The organism is Porphyromonas uenonis 60-3, assembly GCF_000174775.1.
Taxonomy (GTDB): Bacteria; Bacteroidota; Bacteroidia; order Bacteroidales; family Porphyromonadaceae; genus Porphyromonas; species Porphyromonas uenonis_A.
On record NZ_ACLR01000009.1, the window covers coordinates 1 to 23,738 of the forward strand.

The 23,738-nt window shown below is 54.3% G+C and carries 17 protein-coding genes, 1 tRNA gene and 1 pseudogene; 16 read left to right on the top strand and 3 right to left on the bottom strand.

Going from position 1 to position 23,738, the window contains the following annotated elements; all coding sequences use genetic code 11:
- The 9 genes and pseudogenes from PORUE0001_RS00200 to groL form a co-directional block, all read left to right on the top strand.
- Positions 1-1,078 (top strand): annotated as a pseudogene (locus PORUE0001_RS00200) (M13 family metallopeptidase); the annotation flags it as partial.
- A gap of 84 nt (positions 1,079-1,162) precedes the next feature.
- Entirely contained in the window at positions 1,163-2,215 is a 1,053-nt protein-coding gene (locus PORUE0001_RS00205) for an endonuclease/exonuclease/phosphatase family protein (RefSeq protein ID WP_007364440.1), read from the top strand.
- Positions 2,216-2,708: 493 nt separating this feature from the next.
- Positions 2,709-2,783, top strand: a tRNA-Val gene (locus PORUE0001_RS00210).
- A gap of 240 nt (positions 2,784-3,023) precedes the next feature.
- Positions 3,024-5,774, top strand: a complete 2,751-nt coding sequence (locus PORUE0001_RS00215) for a carboxypeptidase regulatory-like domain-containing protein (protein ID WP_007364427.1) — start codon at positions 3,024-3,026, stop codon at positions 5,772-5,774.
- 23 nt (positions 5,775-5,797) lie between these two features.
- Positions 5,798-6,616: a DUF5689 domain-containing protein gene (locus PORUE0001_RS00220; protein ID WP_232501369.1), complete on the top strand. Its 819-nt coding sequence runs from the start codon at positions 5,798-5,800 to the stop codon at positions 6,614-6,616.
- Positions 6,617-6,671: 55 nt separating this feature from the next.
- Positions 6,672-8,315, top strand: a complete 1,644-nt coding sequence (locus PORUE0001_RS00225) for a DUF5689 domain-containing protein (RefSeq protein WP_007364433.1) — start codon at positions 6,672-6,674, stop codon at positions 8,313-8,315.
- A 294-nt stretch (positions 8,316-8,609) separates the two neighbouring features.
- Positions 8,610-9,812, top strand: a complete 1,203-nt coding sequence (locus PORUE0001_RS00230; protein WP_232501370.1) for a DNA/RNA non-specific endonuclease — start codon at positions 8,610-8,612, stop codon at positions 9,810-9,812.
- A gap of 318 nt (positions 9,813-10,130) precedes the next feature.
- The gene (locus PORUE0001_RS00235; protein WP_007364442.1) at positions 10,131-10,400 is read left to right on the top strand and encodes a co-chaperone GroES; all 270 of its coding nucleotides are present in this window, start codon (positions 10,131-10,133) and stop codon (positions 10,398-10,400) included.
- A gap of 51 nt (positions 10,401-10,451) precedes the next feature.
- Positions 10,452-12,086, top strand: a complete 1,635-nt coding sequence (gene groL / locus PORUE0001_RS00240; RefSeq protein WP_007364434.1) for a chaperonin GroEL — start codon at positions 10,452-10,454, stop codon at positions 12,084-12,086.
- A gap of 169 nt (positions 12,087-12,255) precedes the next feature.
- Here groL and PORUE0001_RS00245 read toward each other — a convergent pair whose 3' ends face one another.
- The 3 genes from PORUE0001_RS00245 to PORUE0001_RS00255 are packed head-to-tail and all read right to left on the bottom strand — an operon-like array spanning position 12,256 to position 14,471.
- Positions 12,256-12,666 carry a YraN family protein gene (locus tag PORUE0001_RS00245; RefSeq protein ID WP_007364443.1) on the bottom strand — a complete coding sequence of 137 codons (411 nt, stop codon included), beginning with the start codon at positions 12,664-12,666 and terminating at the stop codon, positions 12,256-12,258.
- A 21-nt stretch (positions 12,667-12,687) separates the two neighbouring features.
- Positions 12,688-13,635, bottom strand: coding sequence for a GNAT family N-acetyltransferase (locus PORUE0001_RS00250; protein WP_007364429.1), 948 nt, complete (start codon positions 13,633-13,635; stop codon positions 12,688-12,690).
- Positions 13,632-14,471: a 1-acyl-sn-glycerol-3-phosphate acyltransferase gene (locus PORUE0001_RS00255; protein ID WP_039865098.1), complete on the bottom strand. Its 840-nt coding sequence runs from the start codon at positions 14,469-14,471 to the stop codon at positions 13,632-13,634. The genes PORUE0001_RS00250 and PORUE0001_RS00255 overlap by 4 nt, the downstream gene beginning before the upstream one ends.
- A gap of 493 nt (positions 14,472-14,964) precedes the next feature.
- On the opposite strand from PORUE0001_RS00255, the gene PORUE0001_RS00260 reads away from it, so the two are divergent.
- The 7 genes from PORUE0001_RS00260 to PORUE0001_RS00290 all read left to right on the top strand — a co-directional run bounded on the left by PORUE0001_RS00260 (position 14,965) and on the right by PORUE0001_RS00290 (position 23,737).
- Complete coding sequence (locus PORUE0001_RS00260) at positions 14,965-16,107, top strand: ABC transporter substrate-binding protein (RefSeq protein ID WP_007364426.1); 1,143 nt, start codon at positions 14,965-14,967, stop codon at positions 16,105-16,107.
- 8 nt (positions 16,108-16,115) lie between these two features.
- Positions 16,116-17,150, top strand: a complete 1,035-nt coding sequence (locus tag PORUE0001_RS00265) for an iron ABC transporter permease (RefSeq protein WP_007364431.1) — start codon at positions 16,116-16,118, stop codon at positions 17,148-17,150.
- Positions 17,122-17,952 carry an ABC transporter ATP-binding protein gene (locus tag PORUE0001_RS00270; protein WP_316902452.1) on the top strand — a complete coding sequence of 277 codons (831 nt, stop codon included), beginning with the start codon at positions 17,122-17,124 and terminating at the stop codon, positions 17,950-17,952. The genes PORUE0001_RS00265 and PORUE0001_RS00270 overlap by 29 nt, the downstream gene beginning before the upstream one ends.
- The gene (gene cbiD / locus PORUE0001_RS00275) at positions 17,949-19,742 is read left to right on the top strand and encodes a cobalt-precorrin-5B (C(1))-methyltransferase CbiD (RefSeq protein ID WP_007364420.1); all 1,794 of its coding nucleotides are present in this window, start codon (positions 17,949-17,951) and stop codon (positions 19,740-19,742) included. The genes PORUE0001_RS00270 and cbiD overlap by 4 nt, the downstream gene beginning before the upstream one ends.
- A 10-nt stretch (positions 19,743-19,752) precedes the next feature.
- Entirely contained in the window at positions 19,753-21,054 is a 1,302-nt protein-coding gene (locus PORUE0001_RS00280; RefSeq protein ID WP_007364419.1) for a cobyrinate a,c-diamide synthase, read from the top strand.
- A gap of 191 nt (positions 21,055-21,245) precedes the next feature.
- A complete protein-coding gene (locus PORUE0001_RS00285) occupies positions 21,246-22,814 on the top strand; it encodes a DNA/RNA non-specific endonuclease (protein ID WP_007364428.1) in 1,569 nt (522 codons plus the stop codon).
- Positions 22,815-22,831: 17 nt separating this feature from the next.
- A complete protein-coding gene (locus tag PORUE0001_RS00290; protein ID WP_007364437.1) occupies positions 22,832-23,737 on the top strand; it encodes a fimbrillin family protein in 906 nt (301 codons plus the stop codon).
- The last annotated feature ends 1 nt before the right edge of the window (position 23,738 follow it).

Sequence of the window (23,738 nt, forward strand, 5' to 3'; positions counted from 1 at the left end):
CTCTGACGACTTTGTACAGGCCAACTTTGACTTCTACTCCAAGACACTCTCTGGTATCAAGGAGATGCACCCACGCTGGCGTCGTGCAGTCAATCTGCTCAATGGCACGCTCGGTGAGGCGCTCGGCGAGGTCTATGTCAAGAAGTACTTCCCCGAGGAGGCTAAGGAGCGTATGAAGACGATGATTAGCAACCTCCAGTCTGCCCTCAAGGATCGCATCTCTCAGCTTGAGTGGATGTCTGACGAGACGAAGCAGAAGGCTATTGAGAAGCTCTCTAACTTCACCGTCAAGATCGGCTATCCTGACAAGTGGAAGGACTACTCTAAGCTCAACATCTCTGAGGACAAGAGCTTTGTGGATAACGTCCGCAGTGCTATCCAGTTTGAGCATGACTTCAACATGTCTGAGCTTGGTCAGCCCGTTGATCGTTCTCGCTGGCTCATGAATCCTCAGGACGTCAACGCTTACTATATGCCTACGACGAATGAGATCTGCTTCCCGCTGGTATCCTACAGCCTCCATTCTTTAACATCAATGCTGATGACGCTGTCAACTATGGTGCTATCGGTGTGGTCATCGGTCATGAGATGACGCACGGCTTTGACGATCAGGGTAGCGAGTTTGACGCTACTGGCAATATGAACAACTGGTGGACTAAGGCGGACAAGCAGAACTTCAAGACCTCTACGGAGCGCCTCGCTCAGCAGTTTAGCAAGATCAAGATCAATGACAATCTCAATGCTGATGGTCATCTGACACTGGGTGAAAACATCGCTGATCAGGGCGGTCTCCTAGTCTCTTACCTAGCACTCCAGAAGCAGCTTAATGGCAAGAAGGTCGACAAGATCGATGGCTTCACACCTGCACAGCGCTTCTTCATCGGATATGCTCGTGTATGGGGTCAAAACATCACCCCCGAGGAGGAGATTCGTCTGACTAAGATCGATCCTCAACAGCTTGGGTATCAACCGTGTCAACCAGGCGCTGAAGAACATCGATGCCTTCTATGAGGCGTTCAATATTCAGCCTGGAGATCCTATGTACATTGCTCCCGAGGAGCGTGTCGTGGTCTGGTAATCTAGACACCCTATCAACGTATAGCGACGCTCTCATAGAGACTAACTAGACTCTATGGGAGCGTCGCTTCCTTTTTGATCTAAAATGATCTGCTCTGTAGTTGTACGCTTGCGCTGGCTAAGGCTGCTCTTCCTGCTGCTCTGTGGTACGCTTCACTTAGTAGCACAGCAGAGGTTTACCTTCGTCTCATACAATGTGGAGAACCTCTTTGACACCATCCCCAGCACCCGCTGGGATGATCGTGAGTACCTCCCCACCGCTCGTAAAGGGTGGACGGCACCACGCATGAAGCGCAAGTGTCGTCAGCTAGCCGAGGTGATCTCTCATGTGACCGCGTGGGACATACCCGCTCTCATAGCGCTACAAGAGGTCGAGAGCGTAGAGGCGCTGGAGCAACTGGGCCAACACACGCTCCTGAGCAGTGCCAACTACAAGACTATTTGTGCTACAGGCTCTGATCGCCGTGGCTCTCACGTGGCCTTGCTCTATGATGCGGACCGCTTTGCTCTAGAGCGGATCGAGGAGTGGCCTTTGCGGATCACGCCTGACAGTGTCTACCCGACACGCAATCTGCTCTTTGTCTCGGGCCGTCTACCCTCCGCAGCTCGTCTCTCGCTCATCGTCTGCCACCTTCCCTCACGCAGAGGTGGTGCCACGGCAGAGAAGGCGCGTGCCACTTTGATCAAGATGCTTCGTATGCGTACCGACAGCCTGCTAATGGCTGATCCAGCGCAAAGTATCATCGTCTTGGGCGACTTCAACGCTACTCCAGAAGATGCCTTGACCGACAGTTGGGCGTTGTCTTACCAAGCATACCAGTCTCAGGTCGATTCGCTAGAGATGGTAGATCTCACGCCCCCATTCACCTCCGAGCAACTAGAGACGATGCCTCCAGGGAGCTACTACTATCGAGGCTCTTGGGAGCGCATTGATCGGCTCTTCGTCTCACGCTCGCTACTTGCCGAGAGCCACTATCCGCACATCGAGCTAGAGACGGTACGCATAGCGCTGCCCCCTCAGCAATATATGCACGAGACGCCAGCTCCGTGGGGTCGTCCTCGACGAACGTACGGTGGCGACACTTATCTCGGTGGCCCCAGCGACCACCTCCCGCTCGTCGGCACGCTCCTCTATTGACATCCTACCGCTTCACTGGAGTGTGATAAATTGAGGTCAGAAGCAGAGCTGGCGCATTACAATCCGCTTTTCTTTGATGACCTTCGAGGGGTATGTGGCTAAAACCTAGCTGCAGAGCGGTCTAAAGCCACTTGATAGCTGCTTTTGCATCTCCGCTGATTTCAATTTCTCCCGAGGAAATCGGGAACCTTCAGTGAGCAAATGAAAATTCTCCACGGAACCGGGAAATAAAAGTTCGGAAGAATGAAATGAAACTTCGGAAGAAAGAAATCAAAGTTCCGAAGAATTTTTCGATTCCTCCGTGGATAATTGGCGATCTCCACCGAGGAAATGGGCGATTTCCTTGATAGTGCCGTCGATGACCTCATCCTAAATAATGCGTTAGTCCTGCGAAGAGTTGGTGGGGTCAAAATTTTGTTGTATCTTTGTCCCACCAAATAGAGATGGGGTCACGACTTTGGTCGCTTTCTCTACTTGGGATACTCAGAGTATTGAGTCTTTAGCTCAGCTGGTTTAGAGCATCACCTTGACAGGGTGGGGGTCGGCGGTTCGAATCCGCCAAGACTCACTTAAGTTGTTAATGTTGTACGATTATAAGTTGTTGTACGATTGTTACATTGTTGGGAGGCTGTCGCTTGTTGCGATGGCCTCTTTTATTGTATGACGGGTGACAAAAATGTGAACGGGTGGTGAATTTGCGATGAAAGGGGTGTGCCCCCTCATAAGAATTATATATCTTTGCAAAGCAGGGGCGGATAGATCTGATTCGCCTCGTATAGCAAATGTCGAAATACAATAGAGATAGCAAATGCGACGAATAGTACAGATTATATGCTTGGCGCTGATAGCGCTCTACGGAGCTCAGGCACAGCAGATAGACAAGGCTCGAGGATCCGTCTACGAGGAGCAGACGGGGACTCCTATACCCGCTGTCAATGTTACGTGGACTGGGGATGGTATCACTTCGCAGGTCCAGACAGATGCCTCGGGAGCTTATACTATATCCTATAGTGGCACGGGGCGACTCACGGTCATCTTCAATAAGTCGGGCTACCGTGCTGAGGTGCTCGAGCTGGAGTGGCCTCGTGAGGCTAACCGACTGGAGCGTGTCTCGCTCACACCGACGCTCACGGCTGCTGACATGGCAGACCTCTCGATGACAGACTTTGTGATGAGCGATGATGGCGTGACGGCTGGAGATATTTCTCCGCTTCTGACCGCTTCGAGAGATCCCTATACCAATAAGGCGGGTTTCCAGTTTAGCCCGATGCGCTTTAGGGTGCGTGGTTACGATTCATATTACCAGTCTCAGTACCTCAACGGTATGCAGATGAACAATATGAACAATGGCTACTCCTCTTACTCCTTATGGAATGGCCTGAACAATGTGACCCGTGTGCAAAACAATGAAGACGGTCTGCAGCCGATCGACTACTCCTTCGGTAATATCGGCGGAACGATGAATATCCTGACGCGTGCTTCGGGTTATCGCCCTGGTACGACGCTTACTTTCTCAGGCAGCAACCGCACTTACAACTACCGCACGATGGCAACGCACGCCACTGGCATGATGCCTGAGGGCTGGGCTATCACGGCGAGTGCCTCGCGTCGCTGGGGTAATCAGTCTTATGTGCAGGGGCAGTTTTACGATGCGTGGGGTTACTTCCTCTCTCTGGAGAAGCAGTTCACCCCGCAGCACTCACTGGGCTTGGTCATCCTAGCAGCTCCCACGGAGCGTGGCGTAGCCTCAGGTACGACGCAGGAGGTGTATGACCTGGTTGGGTCAAACTTCTTCAACCCAAATGTGGGCTTCCAGGGAGGCAAGCTACGCAATGCACGTGTTCGCTCTAATCATGAGCCGATCATACAGCTGCAACACTACTGGCAGATCAATGAGAAGAACAAGCTAACGACGGGTGTAGGCTATCGCTTTGGTAAGAACGCCTACTCAGCTCTTAACTGGGGCAATGGTCCTGACCCACGTCCTGACTACTATCGCAACCTGCCTAGCTACTACGGCTACATGAGCGAGACCCAAGATCCAGATATGGCAGCTTACTACGAGGAGCTTTGGCACTCGGACTGCAACATGCGCTACATTAACTGGGATCGCCTATACAATATAAATAGGAACAACTATCAAGTCCTTTTCGATGAAAAGGGACGTCAGATCGCTGAGGGCAACCGAAGCATCTACGTTGTGGAGGATAGACGCTCAGACCAGCGTCAGTTTAACTTCGCCACCACTTGGAATGCTCTTATCAACAAGCACCTCCGCTTTGACCTTGGTGCTAACTATCGCCTCAACCGTACGGCGAACTTTAACGTCATCGCCGACCTCCTCGGCGGAGACTACTGGCTGGACATCGACAAGTACTCCGAGCGAGATTTCGCTCAGGACCCCTCTAAGTCTCAAGTAGACCTTGATCATCCCAACAGAGTGGTCGGAGTAGGGGACAAGTATGGTCACAACTACCTAGCACACATACAGGAGGCTGAGCTGTGGGGCAACCTCTGGGGACAGTCTCGTCATGTGGACGGCTACCTAGCTTTTACCGCTGGATGGACGGGTATGCACCGCGAGGGATTGCAGCGTAGAGGGCTTTTCCCTGACAATTCTTTCGGAGACTCGAAGCATCTGAACTTCCTCAACTATGGTGTCAAGGGAGGTATCACCTACAAGATTACGGGGCGTCACTACCTCGTGGCAAATGCCTCCTGGACGCAGCGTGCGCCTTATTTCGCAGATATCTTTGTATCGCCTCGTACACGCAATCAGTATGTGACGGATCCACGTCCCGAGCGTGTCCTTTCGGGTGACCTGAGCTATGTGCTCCGTTCGCCTTTTGTCAAGGGGCGTATTACTGGCTTCTACACGCACTTCTATGATAAGACGAAGAACATGAGCTTCTACGATGACGGCTACAGAGCTTTCTCTAACTACGTCTTGACAAACATCGAGTCGACGCACATGGGTGTCGAGGCTGGTATGGAGTTCAAGATCACGCCAGCTCTGACTGCCATCGCCGTCGTGAGCTACGGACAGTATCGCTATGCCAACAATCCTGACTACGTCCAGACAGTGGACAATAGTCAGAAGCTCCTAGAGCAGGATCGCGTCTACTGGAAGGGCTTCCACGTCTCAGGCACGCCACAGACGGCTGCGAACCTGAGCGTGTCGTATCAGTTCCCCTTCTATATGTGGGCGGGACTGGATCTCAACTACTTCGGACGTAGCTTCATCAGCTTGAACCCAATCCGTCGTACGGACAAGGCTCGTGCTAGTCTTGACTACGACTACGTTCGTCAGGAGGTCTTCCCAGGTGGCTTCACGCTTGATGCCAACGTGGGCTACTCGTGGCGCATCAAGTCGGGCGTCTACCTGCGCCTCAACCTCTCGACCTCTAACCTGCTCAACACGAAGAACCTCCGTAGCGGTGGTTACGAGCAGCTCCGTGTTCGCTACACCAAGGAGGGCAAGATGATGAGACCTTTCGATAGTCGCTACTTCTATATGTACGGCACGACCTTCTTTTTCAACGCTGCACTACAGTTCTAACCCCCTTAAAACGGATGAATAGTATGACACATATATATAATAGACTCATCGTAGTGGTCGGCATGCTCGCCTTGCTGACGAGCTGTCAGTACAACAAGATTGACCCGCCACAGGAGCGAACGCCACGCCCTCTCTGGGAGCGTACGATGACGATCCAAGAGCTCAAAGCACTCTACCAGTCTAAGCCCGTACGGGTCGTACCCGATGCAGTGATCGTCGGTCAAGTCATCTCGGACGATAGCGAGGGTAATATCTACAAGTCCGTCTACCTACAGGACGAGACGGGCGGTATCGAGTTCAAGGCGGGGCTGGTCAACTCCAACCTCCTCTACAAGCGTGGCTCTAAGATAGCCATCCGCTGTCACGGCCTGACGCTCGGTAAGTATGGCGGAGTCGTCACGCTGGGCAAGCACTCTACGGAACCAAAGTACGAGAATGCTTATCTCCCCGAGCAGATGACGCCTAGCTTGGTGCGCTGTGACAATAGTCGCCAGCCACTCGTCTACCGCACACTCACCATCCCGACGCTTTCACCTGAGTATACCAATACGTTGATACGTCTTGAGGGCGTACAGTTCGTCGATAGCGAGCTAGGTCAGACTTATGCCGATGCGGACAATAAGACGAGCGTCCCCGCTGTGGAGCGTCAGATCGAAGACCAGCAGGGTAACCGTGTCGTGCTACGCTCGAGTAGCTACGCGCTCTTTGCTGGCAGGCAGATTCCTCAGGGCTCTGGCAATATCACCGCCATCCTCGGCTACTTCAACGGGAAGCCTCAGCTACTCATTAGCCTAGAGAGTGACATTAACTTCACCAGTCCACGATTTCAAACGACCAAGTAACGGAGGCTCCACGGAGCTTCGCTCAAGAATTTAAGAAACAGAGTTAGATCCAGATATGAAGACACTCAATAAACTTGCGACGAGACGACTACTCCTCGCTATCCTCACCATCGCTCCTCTGCTCGCTGTGACCAGCTGTAAGGATGAGATGGACTACTATGAGAAGCCCTATGTGACGCTCTCACCAAACTTCACCGACAACACGATCCCCTTCAAGCAGGATGGTGGTAAGCAGGAGCTGACCATCGAGACCAATAGACGCTTCTCGATCACCTTCGGCGAGGGTGCCGAGTGGGTTTCGGCTACGCCTATGGAGGCTACCGAGGGAACGCACCAGATTGCCATCACGGCTCTTCCTAACAGAAGCGAAGATGCTCGTGAGGCTCAGATGATCATCAAGACCTCCACGACACAGCACGTCTATCTCATCATGCAGCTCGGCAGTACTGGCAAGGGAATCACCTACACCTCGCTCGCTGAGATCGCTAAGCTAGGTGAGGGGCTAGACCAAAACGGCAAGACGATCGACCAAGACCTCCGCATTCGTGCTACGGTCACGACTCATGCCGAGACCAAGCAGCTCCCCTTTGCAGGCTATCACCACATACAGGACGCTGAGGGCAATGCGCTTGTCCTGATAGTGCCCAAAGGCAAGGGCGAAGGCGCCTTGCAGTTTGGCGACGAGGTAACCGCTAAGCTCAAGGGAGCTAAGATCTCTAACTACAAAGGAACGATACAGCTACAGGTCTCACACGCACAGATGTCTATCGTGCCTAACAAGCCGATCGAACCGATAGAGACTACGCTCGCAGAGATCGTTGCAGGCAAGCATCCGAACCAGTACGTTCGTGTCAAGGATGTTCAGTTTGTCAAGCCAGACGTCCCCTTCTTTGACTCGGCTAGCGCTCCTTCCACACGTCATAAGCTTGTTGATAAGAGTGGCAATGAGGCCGAGCTAGATGTGTGGAAGACAGCTACCTTCGGCGAGGAGAAGGTCCCCTCTGGTAGCGGTAGCATCACGGCTGTTGTGACGGTCTATAAGTCCAATAAGACCAATAAGACCTTCTTCAATCTCCGCCCCACGCTGCGTAGCGACATCAAGCTGGACCAGCCACGCTTCGACGTGGGTGGTGGCAATCAGCCCAATCCTAATCCTAACCCTAATCCGCAGGGGAACGTCTATGGTGTCGATCTCTCGCAGACGGCTTGTACGATACCCTTTGCAGATGACTTCTCTAAGGGTGGTGAGGATAAGAAAGACTTTACGCTACCTGGTTGGCTCAATAAAGCTCTAGTGGGTACTACACTTAAGTTCCAGAATGGATCATATGGCGGTGTACACTTTGCACTGGCAAGCGCCTTTAAGTCTACTGAGCCTGAGAATAAGTTTGTCCTCGTCACGCCACGCCTACAGATGAAGGCTGGCAGTAGCTACACGGTCGACTTGACTTATAGCACCGGCCACACCAATGGTGCTACGCTTACTATCCAGCAGCTAGACAAGGACGGCAAGCTGGTGAAGACGCTAGAGGTGATCAATGACCAGAGCAGTCCTAACGGTTTCGGCAACCAGCACTACAAGAAGAGCTACACGATCACAGGCTCTGCCGATGCTGGTTACATAGCTCTCCTCTACGAGGCTTCGCAGAAGCCTCTTCACACCACCACTTACCAAGTGGAGGCACTCACGGTCAAGTAGCCTTTCCTAGAGCTATCTCAAGCAAGCGGAGCCTCTGAGCTTAACCTGGAGAGCCAGTCCCCCGAGCGGGTAGGTCTCTCCGAAGGGTAGTCTCAGAGGCTTCGCCTTTTGTTATCCCCTTTACTCCAAAGAGCTATGTCCTCACTCCTATATAATAGACGTTCATCTCGCCAGAGGAGACTGTTGCACAAGTCAACAGTCCCACAATCTTGTAAGCAAGATTGTCCAGACTTTGCAGAAAGGATGAAGCGCAAGGCGCTGAGGGTGTGGTCTGAAGGAAGCATACCTCCGTATGTGACCGAAGCTGAATCCCGAAAGCAACACAGCGATTCGCCTTTATGCAACAGTCGCCAGATACTCCTACTCGTAGGCTGGATGGCGCTCCTACTCGTTGGTTGTAAGCCACAAGGGACGTCACAGCCCGAGCTACCCACAGAGCTAGCCCTCTACGATCGTACAGGTGCCTCCGTGCGGGTCGTTAACCCCGAGCCATTAGACTTCTTCGTCACTGTTGAGGCTCCGACTAGCTGGACGCTCACTGCGTCGCCAGATGCCTGGCTCTCCGTATCCCCGAGCGAGGGCAATGCGGGCAAGCAGGAGGTGATCGTATCGATCTCTGCCAACGAGGGTGGAGAGCGCAAAGCTCAGCTGACGCTCTCAGCCAATGGTAAAAGCGTCTCCTATACCATCACCCAGCAACAAGTTGCTGGGCATACGGGTGGCAGTGGCGAGTATGGCAGAGAGACGATCCTAGGCGACGTCTCTCTCCTAGAGGCTCCCAAGCTCTCGGGTCGTAGCTCCGCTTACTATATCACCCATCGAGTAGAGCAGGAACAGCGTGTCAACTTCTCTGTCGAATATGACGTCGTCTACCACCATCCTATCTGGGTCTGCTACAGTGCCGATGAGTACACTTGTCAGCGACACACCAGGCGCAGCATTGACGCTTGGAGCTGGGACCCCTTCGTGCCGAGTCAGTACGAGGTCACGCAGAGCGCTTTCAGAGGGTATGACCGCGGACATATCGTCGCATCGGCCGATCGTCTTTACTCTAAGGAGGCAAACGAGCAGACCTTTTACTATACCAATATGAGTCCGCAGCGACACAATTTCAATGCGGGTGTGTGGCTACAGCTCGAGAAACTGGTACAGGAGTGGACGCGCAATGGTCGTCTGCGTGACAAGCTCTATGTGGTCAAGGGGGGTACCCTCCGAGAGGGCGAGACCCTCGGCGTCACCGTGGGCGGCATCACCGTGCCGCGCTACTACTGGATGGCTATCCTGGCGCAGCGTGGCGACCACTATCAGGCGATCGCCTTCTGGGTGGAGCACACCCGTCCAGCTGAGGTGGCTCGGCCGCGTACGGTCGCTATCTCTATCGACAAGCTAGAGGAGCGCACAGGTCTAGACTTCTTCCACAACCTCCCCGACAATATCGAGACCCGTGTTGAGGCTACGCACCCCACGGACGACCTCTCCCTCTGGCCCGGCATCTAAATACGTAAATCTGTCACGATGCTTTTGTCAAGAGGAGACTGTTGCAAAAGTCAACAGTCTCACAATCTTGCTTGCAAGATTGTCTAGACTTTGCAGAAAGGATGAAGCGCAAGGCGCTGAGGGTGAGGTCTGAAGGGAGCATACCTCCGTATGTGACCGAAGCCGAATCCCGAAAGCAACACAGCGATTCGCCTTTATGCAATAGTCTCAAGAGGCGCCTTCGTTCTTTTTGGCACGTTATTTGCTTTGGTCTTAATGCGTGCCTCCCGTATGGAGGGGCACGGTAAGTGAGACATTAATATATAACCAAGATAAACTATGACAATCAAACCATTGGCAGACCGCGTGCTGATCAAGCCCGCTACTGCAGAGGAGAAGACACAAGGTGGTATCATCATCCCAGACTCCGCAAAGGAGAAACCGCTCAAGGGCGAGGTACTCGCTGTGGGCAAGGGTACGAAGGATGAAGAGATGGTTCTCAAGGTCGGGGACAAGGTGCTATACGGCAAGTACGCTGGCACGGAGGTAGAGATCGAGGGCGAGAAGCTCATGATCATGAAGCAGAGCGATGTGCTCGCTACGCTCTAGTCCACGCAGTCTTATCCTAATCAAGAATCAAGTAAATAGACAGATACAATTATGGCAAAGGAAATTAAGTTTGACATAGAGGCTCGTGACCTCCTCAAGCGTGGCGTAGACCAGCTATCAGACGCTGTAAAGGTGACACTAGGCCCGAAGGGTCGCAACGTGATTATCTCTCGTAGCTATGGCGCCCCGCACATTACCAAGGATGGTGTGACGGTCGCTAAGGAGATCGAGCTGGAGAACGAGTTTGAGAATATGGGTGCCCAGCTCGTACGTGAGGTGGCTTCCAAGACCAATGAGGATGCTGGTGACGGCACGACGACTGCTACGGTTCTTGCTCAGAGCATCATCAATGTAGGTCTAAAGAACATTACCTCTGGCGCTAATCCTATGGAGGTAAAGCGTGGTATTGACAAGGCTGTCAAGGCTGTCGTCGAGAGTATCCGCAAGCAAGCTAAGGAGGTGGGTGATGACCTAGAGCAGATCGCTCATGTGGCTACCATCTCGGCTAATGGCGATGAGGAGATCGGCCAACTGATCGCTCAGGCTATGGAGAAGGTCAAGAAGGAGGGTGTCATCACCGTCGAGGAGGCCAAGGGTATCGATACGACGGTAGACATTGTCGAGGGTATGCAGTTTGACAACGGCTATATATCTCCCTACTTCGTCACGGATACGGAGAAGATGGAGTGCCGTATGGAGAAGCCTTACATCCTCTTCTACGAGAAGAAGCTCTCTACCATCAAGGACCTTCTACCACTACTAGAGAAGGTGCTCCAGCAGGGTCGCTCTCTGCTGATCATTGCTGAGGATATCGAGAGCGAGGCATTGACCACGCTTGTCCTCAACAGACTACGCGCTGGTCTTAAGATCTGTGGTGTCAAGGCTCCAGGCTTCGGCGATCGCCGCAAGGAGATACTACGTGATATGGCTATCCTAACGGGTGGTACTGTCATTAGCGAGGACACAGGTCTGACGCTGGAGAATGCAACGATCGACATGCTCGGTAGCGCTGAGACAGTCACGGTCGTCAAGAACAAGACCACTATCGTCAATGGTGACGGTGACAAGGAGGCTATCGCAGATCGCGCTAACCAGATCCGTCATCAGATCGAGAATACGAAGAGCGACTATGATCGTGAGAAGCTACAGGAGCGTCTTGCTAAGCTCTCTGGCGGAGTTGCCGTCCTCTACGTAGGTGCTGGCAGCGAGGTCGAGATGAAGGAGAAGAAGGATCGTGTCGAGGATGCGCTCAGCGCTACACGTGCTGCGATCGAGGAGGGTACCGTACCTGGTGGTGGTACCGCTTACATCCGCGCTATCTCTTCTGTTGAGAAACTCAAGGGCGACACCGACGACGAGCGTACGGGTATCGAGATCGTCAAGCGTGCTATCGAGGAGCCTCTCCGTCAGATCGTAGCTAACGCAGCTAAGGAGGGGGCTGTAGTCGTACAGCGTGTTCGTGACGGCAAGGGTGCCTTTGGATACAACGCTCGTACCGACAGCTTTGAGGATCTGATGAAGCACGGTGTCATCGACCCCGCCAAGGTAACGCGTGTGGCTCTAGAGAATGCTGCTTCTATCGCTGGCATGTTCCTCACGACTGAGTGCGTCATCGCCGACATCAAGGAGGACAAGCCCGATCCAGCAGCTATGGCAGGTGCCGGTGGCATGGGCGGAATGATGTAATCCCACGCGAGCCAATTCGCTAAGCTCTAGTCGCTGTGCGCTAGCACTTACGCTAGCACTAGTCGTCTAGGAGCAACAAATAAAGAGAAGAGTCCTACGTATCGATGTGATACGTAGGACTCTTCTCTTTTATTGTCTATACCCCGTAAGTCTTACGAGCGTCCTGCCGTCAGGGCTGGACGGAGCCGTGGGGAAGTGTCTCTTGGAGGGCAATCTCCTCTGCCGAGAAGTATCCCTTGTGGTACTTAATCTCAAAGAGGTCACTCGCTGGGCAGTAGAGCGCCTCGATGACATCGTAGCGTATCGGTAGGTTGATGCGCATTCGCTGTGCATAGCGCATACCACCGAGCATCATCTGATGTGCTTTCGCCTGGTCGACCGCATCTAGCGGACTCGTGGCGGTGTACTCCATACGGCTCTTGACCTCGACGATCAGTAGGTGCCGACCGTCAGACGCTATGATGTCAATCTCGCAGAGCGGGTCACGCCAGTTGATCTCGAGGAGGCGTATGTGCCGAGAGAGGAGGTAGCGCTGAGCTGCCCTTTCGCCAGCAGCGCCGAGCTCATTAGCAAGAGCCATGAGTAGGGGAGCCTTTGCTACTTATTTGGCTTGCTGGTAGGTGTCTATGTGACGCTCCTTCTTCTCTGGGATGATGTCCGCAATAGGCGTCAGCAAGCCCGTCTCCTCGACATCGCCGAACTCATCGTTGATCGCTGTGCCGAAGATGCGGATCTTCGGTGTGAGCGACATGTAAGCGTTGAAGAGCGGGGGAATGTTGATATTGTGCTTGCGTACCTCCGCCTTGAGCGTACGGTAGTCGCTCTTGAGGTCGTTCTTGACAAAGAGACGATCTATCTCCGCTGGGTCAATGTCCACCTCGACTGGATTCATCGGAAAGACCAAATGATCCTTGTCGCCGAAGTAGATCTCCATAAACTTAAGGATCAGGTTGCGGCAGTACTTATTGTAGGTCTTGTACATGGTCACCTTGCCAAAGAAGTACTTGATCTCAGGATAGATCACCGTCAAGGCGCCCAGCCCGTCCCATAGGTTGTCGAGCGTATAGATGGAAGACATGAGCCCCGCCCGTGTCGTCTGAAACTCCTGGCTCACGAATGAGCGACCCAGCTCGATCGTGTAGGGAAGGTAGTCGCGTACGAACTCCTCGCTGAAGCCAAACATATGCGACGTCGCCAGCGCATCCGTCTGCTCCTGATGCCGTAGCACCGCCTCACCGAGTATGTATCGGTAGCCGCCCATAATCTTCTCCAGCTCGGGACTCCAGACGATGAGCTGTACGTAGCCATCGTCCATCAGATCATACTTATCCACATCGCACTCAAGGCCCGTGCCGCCACCGCCAGCACGAAAGCTCTCCTCGCGCAGACGCCCCACCTCACGCATTGTCTGGGGGGCTTGAGCAGCTCGGAAGGCGTAGATCTCATTATTACTCTTATTGGTCTTACGGACGAAGAGCTCAGGTGTCAGCTCCTGTCGGATCAATTGCCGATCTATCGGCGCTATGATGGGTTGCTCTGTAGCACTCATTTGGATAGTTGGTCTTTCAGTTGGTATACTTGCTGCCGTATGAGCTCGACCTGCCGAGGTAAGTCGCTAGGCTTCACCCCCTCGAGCGTCTCGTAGGGGATAGGCTCACCGACCACTACGGTGAAGGAGCTCCCCTGTGCAGCAAACATTTCGTGTGGTAGCAATGCCGTGCCAATGTTAAAGCGTATGCCGAGCGCTTTCCTCAGTTGCTCGATACGGTAAAACTTCATCGAGTTGCGCCCATGGAAGAAGAGCGGCACGATGGGACGGCGAAACTGTCTAGCCTGTTTGATAAAGCTCGGTCGCCAGAGCGGGTCCTGTATCTGTCCCTTGATGAGTCGGGAGCAGAGCCCTGCGGGGAAGGTGATCACAGGCAGATCGCTCTCCAGCGCCTCGTGCATCCTCTGTATCGAGGAGCGCGCCTGAGCGCCGTACTTATTGACCGGTACGAAGATATTGGCGAGAGGCTTGAGATTCAGCAGGAGATCGTTGACGATGTAGCGAATATCAGAGTGATAGTGACCAGCTATGAGGTGAGTCAGGCAGATCCCGTCCAGCCCCCCCAGTGGGTGATTGCTGATAAAGAGGGCGCGAGGATCTGCGGGCAGATGCTCCGCCCCGACGAGCGTCAGGTCAATGCGAAACTCCTGGATCAAGGCATCCATAAAGTCAACCCCCTCAAGATGTCCGTAGCGCTGTAGCACATCATTGATCTCACGCTGATGGATCAGACGTGCCACACCATTAGTCACAAAGGCGGGCAAAGGCTTCTTGCGTCGTCGATTGAGGATAGCTGCTATATCGACCTGCTGTGGATGAAAGCTCTCTTCAGGCATAGATTGCATAAGATTTACTGCAAATGTACGACTAATGGCGCACATAGCGATTACAAAGCCGTTACAACACTAGGGACGTGCTCGGCTTGTAGACAGTAAATCTTGAGACACTCCTCATCGCCATTCCCGCTGATACGCCTAAGATATTGGTTTCAATAGGGTGAAACTCCAGTTTCTCCCGTATGAAACTCTAGTTTCTCCCGCATGAAACTCCAGTTTCACCCGTATGAAACTTTAGTTTCACCCAAGTGGTACTGATAGTTAGCTCAAGTGAGTATACGGACAAATAGGGAGATCCGTAGCATCCCCCGTAGGGCTGCCTTAATCTAGCCAAGACGCTACAAATCCCACGAGTAGCCATCTGCAGGGAGGTGAGTCTCATTGTGCTAGCCAATTGGCGGGATCTGGGTACGGGTGACTTAGAGCTAGGACGAATCGTTTGCGTATCTTTGCAGTGCAACAGATCGATAACGAGATGGATACATTACGCTGTATGAAATATTTGCTGAGCGGCCTAGTGCTCTCCTTACTACTGATATCGTGTGGTAAGGGAGGCTCTGACGAGGGCACTGCGGGGGGCTCAGAGGTGGATAGCACTGCTATGATACGTTATGCCGAGGGGCTCCAAATCAAGCGCGCAGGGGCGGTGACGCTGGTCACTATCTCTGACCCGACGCATGACAGTAATGAGGTGTATCGCTACGCTTTGGTGCCTCGTGAACAGGCGCAGGAGCTGGCTGCTGAGGTGCCAGAGGGCTACACCAAGATAGAGACGCCAGTGCGTCGGGTCATCGTGATGACGACGCTACAGCTCTCTAACTTTATCAAGCTTGATGCGGTGGATCGAGTCGTGGGGATGCCGAGTACGCGCTTTCTCTTCAACGAGGAGATGCAGTCACGGCTGGCTTCGGGCGCTGCTAAGCGGATCGGCATCGAGGGCAACTTCGATAGCGAACTGATCATGGCTCTGCAACCAGACATTATATTAGTAAGCCCCTTCAAGCGGGGTGGCTACGATGTGATCAAGCAGCTAGACATACCGCTGATTACCTTCCTGGGTTACAAGGAGACTTCCCCGCTGGGGCAGGCTGAGTGGCTTAAGTTTACAGCGCTCCTGCTGGGTATGGAGGAGCGTGCGGAGACGATTTTTAGCACGATAGAGCAGCGCTATCACGAGCTACAAGCTTTGATCACCGATGACTTGCCACGTCCGAAGGTGCTTAGCGGTGAACTGCACGGCGGCAACTGGTACGTGGTGGGTGGCGCAAGCTACTTGGCACACCTCTTTGAGGATGCAGGTGCGGACTATTTTATGGCAGACGATAAGGAGTCGGGAGGCTTCTACGTAGACTTCGAGACGGTCTATGCTAAGGCTGCCGATGCGGACTACTGGCGCATCGCGAATAGCTACGATGGCGCCTTCTCCTACGATGTGCTGGGCAAGACGGATGCACGCTACCGAGACTTCAAAGCTTATCGGGATAAGCAGGTACTGTACTGCAATCTGCGGGAGAGACCGTTCTATGAGCTTTCGCCCGTGGAGCCGGAGGTGGTCTTGGCGGACTTGATCCACGCCTTTCACCCGCAGTTATTGCCCGACCATGAGCCGGTCTTTTACTCGATATTAACCCGCTAAGGGAAGCTATGCGACGTCCGATTATAGCCTTTACAGTCATAGCACTCCTCATCGTAGTCTTCTTCGTGCTCAACCTATCGCTGGGGACGATCGCTATCCCTTTTGACCAGGTGGTACGCATACTCTTTGGGGCGGATGCTGGCGGCGATGAGATCTGGCGCAACATCATCTGGAAGAGTCGCTACCCGCAGACCATTACGGCTCTAGTAGCGGGGGCGGGCCTCTCCATTAGCGGACTGCAGATGCAGACGGTCTTTCGCAATCCGCTGGCGGGTCCTTCGGAGCTAGGTATTAGTTCGGGAGCTAGTCTAGGTGTGGCGACCTTTATCCTCCTCTCGGGGAGCATTAGCCAGCGAGCACTGGTGCGGATGGGCTTCGTGGGGGAGATGGCTGTCTCGGTGGCGGCACTCCTTGGGGCGCTCCTCGTGATGTCAATCATCATGACGATGGCGCAGCGTGTCCGTGGCAATGTGGTGCTACTGATCATGGGTGTGATGATCGGCTACATAGCGAATGCCATCATCGGCGTGCTGAAGTTCTTTAGCAATGATGAGGATGTGCGCAGCTATGTGATCTGGGGCTTGGGCAGCTTTGCCAAGGTGAGTGGCGATCAGGTTACTACCTTTGTCCTGATCATGCTGGTGCTGATACCGCTCTCCTTCCTACTGATTAAGGTGCTGAACCTGATGCTCCTCGGGGAGAACTACGCCCGCAGTCTCGGGCTAAACTACGGACGGGCGCGCCATCTAGTCATCTTCTCGGCCTGCCTACTGACCGCTATCGTGACCGCTTACTGCGGCCCGATCGTCTTCATCGGACTGGCGGTACCGCATCTCTGTCGCACCATCTTTGCCACCTCCAATCATCTGACACTGATGCCCGCCGTGACGCTCGTCGGGGCGCTCCTGGCGCTCTGCTGTAACTTGATCGCCCGCATGCCAGGCATGGAGGGCGCGCTACCGATCAACTCGGTGACGGCGCTCATCGGCGCTCCGATCGTGATCTGGGTACTATTTGACAAACGACGTAGAGAGCAACTGTAATCGTATGACTAGCCACGCAACGATAGAGCTTTGTGACCTATCGATAGGGTATCACCAGATGAAGCGCACGCGCGTCGTAGCGAGTCAGCTCAACGCTACTATCTGGTCGGGACAGCTCACCTGCCTTATCGGATCAAATGGGGTGGGCAAGTCGACGCTACTCAGGACGATCGCAGCCTTTCAGCCGAAGCTCGGCGGGGCGCTACTGGTCGAGGGCAAGGAGATACAGCAATACCGTGCCAAAGAGCTGGCGCGTCGTATCAGCGTCGTACTCACGGAGCGACTTATCATGAGCAATACGACTGCCTACGAGATGATCGCCCTAGGACGTAGCCTCTATACGGGCTTTTGGGGGCAGATGAACGAGAGTAATCGTCAGGCGGTCGACGAGGCGCTGCAGTTGGTCGGCATACAGCCTCTAGCCAAGCGCATGGTCGACTCGCTCAGTGACGGCGAGCGCCAGAAGGTGATGATTGCCAAGGCGCTGGCGCAGGAGACTCCTATCATATTACTGGACGAGCCGACTGCCTTCCTGGACTTTCCCTCTAAGGTGGAGATGCTTCAGCTCCTTCTTCGCTTGTCTCGTGAGACGCACAAGACGATTTTCCTCTCTACCCATGACCTAGAGCTGGCTCTTCAGATAGCCGATCAGGTGTGGCTCCTCGATGATGACCACAAGCTACATATGGGTCCGCCGAGGACGCTCGCTGGTGACGGGACTTTGCCAAGCTACTTTGAGGCAAAGGGAATAGACTTCGACCCCGAGACCTTACACTTCTCCATCCACGCCTCAAACGTATGATCCTAATCATCGGAGGAACCACAGAAGGGCGCAAAGCGCTCGAGGTGTGTGAAGAAGCGGGCAAACCCTTTTATTACTCCACACGAGGCGCTTCGCAAGAGCTCACGATGCACCACGGGATCCGTCTAGAGGGCGGAATGAATGGCGAGGAGATGGCGCACTTCTGCACGGAGCGAGCGATAGCCCTCATCGTAGATGCGGCACACCCCTTCGCAATGGGCGTTCACCAGAGCGTGGCCGACTGCGTGTCCCGCCTGCAGCTCCCTGTGATACGGTATGAGCGCACCTTTCCCGCTTTGCCCGCTTCGGTCATGTCGCTGGACTCCTTTGATGCAGCGCTGACATATCTCCTCAAGCAGCAACCTCGGCGACTGCTCGCTCTGACGGGTGTCAACTCGATCGAGAGACTGAGAGCCTACTGGACCCAGCACGAGACCTATCTGCGGGTGATGCCCATCGCAGAGACTGAGGAGCGACTACGGCAGAGCGACTTCCCGCTAGAGCGGGTGGTTTACTATGACAAGGAGCAGTGTGACCGAGAGCTTTTCGCCACGCTACGACCAGACATGATCCTACTCAAGGAGAGTGGCGACACGAGTGGCTTTGCGGCAAAAGTGGAGGAGGCTCTCGCACTAGGCATCACCGTGCTGGTCATTCGAAGGCCACAGATCCCTTATCCCGCTACCGTCACCGTTGAGGGACCCGTAGGACTTCGTCGCTCCATCGAGCGACTGCTGGGGAGCGACTTCTTTCCTCAGCGTATCGGCTTGACAACTGGCACCACCGCCACAGCTGCCGCTACGGCAGCCCTGCTCACACTGCTCAACGAGGAGTCTTACAGCGAGGTGACCGTAACCCTCCCTCAAGGCGAACGGGTCCCCTTTCCGATCCAGCATACGGAGCTTACGGCGCAAGGTGCTCGAGCGGTTGCCATCAAGGATGCGGGCAGTGACCCTGACGTAACGGATGGCGCAGAGATCGTCGCTGACTTGTCGCTCACGCAGGCTCATAGTGGGGTCTCCTTCCTACAGGGCGAAGGGGTAGGGCGTGTTACCCTCCCTGGCATCGGACTAGAGGTTGGAGAGCCTGCCGTTAACCCCGTTCCGCGTCAGATGATGCGCCAAGCACTCGGCGCTTTGGTCGACCTCTCCCAAGTAGGCATTGACCTGACCATCTCCGTACCCGAGGGACGACGGCTCGCCCACAGCACCTTCAATCCACGGCTCGGCATCCTAGACGGCATCTCTATCCTCGGCACTACAGGCGTCGTGCGTCCCTATTCGAGCGAAGCCTTTGTTGAGTCGATACGTCGTGAGCTGGAGGTGAGCAAGTCAGTCTACGGCAAGCATCTCGTGCTCAACTCTGGCGGACGTAGCGAGCGCTACCTTAAGGGGCGCTTTCCCGACCTCCCCGCCAACGCTTTCGTTCAGTATGGCAACTTCATCGGTGAGACGCTCAGCCTAGCCAACGAACTGGGTTTCCCGCAGATCACCCTCGGCATCATGATCGGCAAGGCGGTCAAGCTGGCGGCTGGCGAACTGGACACACATAGCAAGAAGGTGGTGATGGACAAAGCTTTCATCATCGCCCTCGCCTCTGCCTCTGGAGCGAGCGAAGCGCAGAAGCAACAGATCAGCGAGATGACCCTAGCCCGCGAACTATGGCAGATCTTCCCCGACGGTACGCACCCTCTCTACCAAAGCATCGTTGATCACTGCTATCAGGTCTGCAAACCTCTCGTTCCCTCGGCTCAGCTAGAGGTTCTTCTCATTCCCGACTCTCAACTTTAGTCAATCACTTATGTCAACTCTTCCCTCCCTTCTCATCGCTGCGCCTCTCTCTGAGAGTGGCAAAAGCACGCTCACCATGGGCCTCCTCCGTGCTTACACACGTCGTGGTCTAGCCACCCAAGCTTTCAAGTGTGGCCCCGACTACGTAGATCCTAAGCTACACAGCGTGGCTACGGGTCGCCCAGCGGTCAATCTGGACCTTTTTATGTACGGTGCCGAGCGCGTGCAGGCGCTCTACGACCATTATAGTCAGGATGCTCAGGCGGTCATCGTGGAGGGGGTGATGGGGCTCTTCGACGGTTACGATCGGGACAAAGGTTCTGCGGCCGACATTGCTCGTCTCCTAGACCTACCCGTCGTACTGGTCGTGACCCCGCGCTCGATGGCTTACACGGTGGCTCCGTTGCTCTACGGGTTGCAGCACTTTGACCCTAGGGTCCAGATAGCGGGAGTCATCTTTAATAAGGTCTCCTCGGAGCGTCACCTAACCTATCTCACGCAAGCTGCCACTGATGCGGGCGTGCCCGTGCTGGGCTCGCTACCTCGTGTCGATGACATCGCCATTCCCAGTCGTTATCTAGGACTAGACGTTGACGACTTGGCGCAGATAGACCGTTACGCTGATCAGGTGGCCGACCTCTTAGAGCAACATTTAGATATTGACCGCCTTCTAGCCATCTCCTCAGAGCGAAAGGAGCGATCCCACGAAGCTCCTGCTTTGCAAAAGCTGGCTTCGTCAACGCCTCGTCGTATAGCCGTGGCTCGTGACGACGCTTTCAACTTCCTCTATCAGGAGAATGTGCGCCAGCTAGAGCAGTGGGGCGAGGTAACTTACTTCAGTCCGCTCGCCGACAAGGAGCTTCCGCCGAGCGATTTCGTCTATCTCCCTGGCGGTTATCCCGAGCTACATCTAGCGCAGTTGTCCGCTAATAAGTCAATGCTTGACAGCCTTCGCGACTACATCCGTGGGGGCGGAGCGATGCTTGCCGAGGGCGGGGGCATGCTCCTCCTCTGCGAAGCGATTGTTGACGAGAAGGGGAGCAGTTATCCGCTCGTGGGGGCACTACAGCAGACAGCCACGATGCAGCAGCGCGGACTAGCCCTCGGCTACCGACAGCTCGAGATAGAGGGTGTGGCGGTGCGTGGGCACGAGTTCCACTACTCCCGCATCATCGACCCGCTCCCCACGGTAGCGCAGCAGTACAATGCGTGGGGCGATCCCGTGGCTACCGCACTATGGCATACAGACCACTGCTACGCCACCTACACGCACCTCGCCCTTACCGAGCAACTCCTGTCACACCTTCTCTAACCTTAAAGGGTGGAGACCAGACAGGGTGGTTTTGACGGCATGGCTTTTTTTAGTAGCTTTGTCACGCTGTAGTAACGATGGCGTAATATGCGTAGGGTACTTTTGCAGTGCGTCTTGGTAGGCGTACGAAGGGCTCCACGAGCTGTTGCTACGGCATCACATATTTCTAGTTAATCTGACACAACTAATCTATGGCAAATAGGACTTATCGTCTACTCTTCACACTAATGGCTCTCTCGTGGGGGCTACTCTTGACAGCGTCTTGCCAGCCGACGGACCGGCAGGGTGATGCGGAGCATCCTCAGGCGGATATCCATCAAACTTTCCTCGCCTCACAGCAGGACTACGATCTGCGTGTCGCTGGCACCGCTTGGGAGGCTGGCGACCAGATCGGTATCTATGTACGTCGCACGGCGCAGAATACCACTTGGTCGGCTGAGCAACTACTGCATAACAACCTGCACTACAAGACTACTCGTGGCGGGAGCGTTGCAACCTTCGACCCAGCTGATGAGCAGCAGAAGGTGCAGTGGGACTCGTCAATGAAGTATGACGTCCTCGCTTACTATCCCTACAATGCACAGACGCAGGGGGGCAAGATCGCTTACAGCGTCGCTGATCAAGTTTCGCTCAAACCACTTCTTATCTCGGACAATCTCTCCGCCATTGCGTCCGATGGTGCCAAGCAACTCGTCTTTCGTCAGGCACTCGCCTCGCTCCGCTTTGAGATGCGTAGTGAGGATGGTGGCTCTCTAGAGGGTGTCACGGTGCGCATCGTCGGTATGCCGACGACGGGTTCGCTGGATCTCTATAGTCGTCAGTGGCAGGTCGATGCTAGCTCTACGGGCGAGATCTCCGTGCCAGTCACCGTCTCGGGTGCTACCGCTACGGCTACCGCTCTGATCCTACCTATCAAGACGACCACGAGCGAGATGAAGGTGCTCTTCACGCTGTCTAACGGACGTACCTACACCTGGCCACTACGTGAGGGTCAGAGCCTCGTCATGGGACAGCAACGCACCCACACCATCACGCTCAAGGACACGGGCACGGGCAAAGTCGCAGAGGTTGGCCGATACTTAGAGCTACCCGCCAAGAAGAATATTCCCAACACGCTGGAGGTACAGCACAACCTCCCGAGCAATCCCTCGGCACGCAACTACTTCCTGCTATATAATACGAAGCTACACCTAGCTCACTATGTGGCTTATCCCCTCTACAAGGATCTGATGGGAAGTGGTAGATATGAAAGGTGGCAGTATGATGCTTCCGTTCCTTCTCAGTTTCAGCCCAATCTAAATAAGCCTTATGTAGATGGATACTCGCGTGGGCATCAGATACCTAATGCAGATCGAAATGCGAATCCAACCCTTTGTTATACTACATACTACTTTTCCAATATGGTGCCACAGAATCAACAACACAATGGTGGCATTTGGAGCAATCTAGAGAATCAGGTACGCACTCTTGCTAACGGTGTCGACACGCTCTATGTAGTGACAGGCGTAGGCTTTGACAATACGAACTATCAGTATGCTCATGATAGAGATGGCATGGCTTGTCCCATACCTGACTACTTCTATAAGGTAGTCGTATGGCGTGACGAGCAGGAGCGCTGGCACTCCAAGGCGTGGTGCATACCGCACGAGGGCTTTTCAGGAAAACCTAACAAATACCAGACGACGCTCAAAAAGATGGAGGAGAAGACTGGCTTTGACTTCTTCCCTGCGCTCAACGATGTCACCGTACTTAATGACTAACCTGCAGCTCAGTTACTATGAATAAGCTATTAACGACAATCTCTATACTACTTGCGACGCTACTCCTCGCTGCCTCTTGTACCAAGGAGCAGTCTCGCTGTACCACTTGCCCCGATGCAGATGGTGCGCAAGCTAAGGACTACATAGTCTTCAAGAGCAACATCCGTCTTGGCGACAAGGAGGTGCGCGCCACGGACGAACGCTTTGACGTGAGCGACCAGATTGGTGTCTATGCGCGTGGAGCGGAGGAGCGCAACAACCTGCACTACCACGCCATCCCTGGGGGGCATATAGCGATCTTTCACCCTACGACGATGTCTGATCGCATCTATCCCAGCACCGTTAGGGAGCTTGACTTCTACGCTTACGCTCCGTACCGCACAGACGTTCAGAAGGGGATCATACACTTGAATCTGATCAAGGAGCCGATCGACCTCCTCTGGGCTCATCACCGAGAGGTGGCTCCTCGTGTAGAGAAGAAGGAGTACACGCTCCTCTTCGGTCACGTCCTCTCACGCATCGTCTTCACCCTGCAAGGGCTTCCCGCAGGAGTGACACTACAATCGATGAAGCTACAAGGCATGGTCGTTGAGGGCGACTTTGACGTCCTCACGGGCGAGCTACGTACACCGTATAGTTCGAAGGGGACCCTCCCGCTAACGGTCAGTGCAGACAAGCACTCCGCCTCGTCTCTCGTCCTCCCGAAGGATGTTGTAGACGCACAGCTACAGCTCACGCTCAGCAATGGGCGCACCTACACCAAGGAGATCAAGCAGCTGGGCATCATCAGCAACAAGATCTACTACTATAATATCTCCCTCGACGGTCAGGACAAGATCTCCATAGACCTTGTCAACGGCCAAATCGTAGACTGGGAGGACGATGGCTCCGTGTCCAATATCGTTGCCACTCCCACCAAATAGC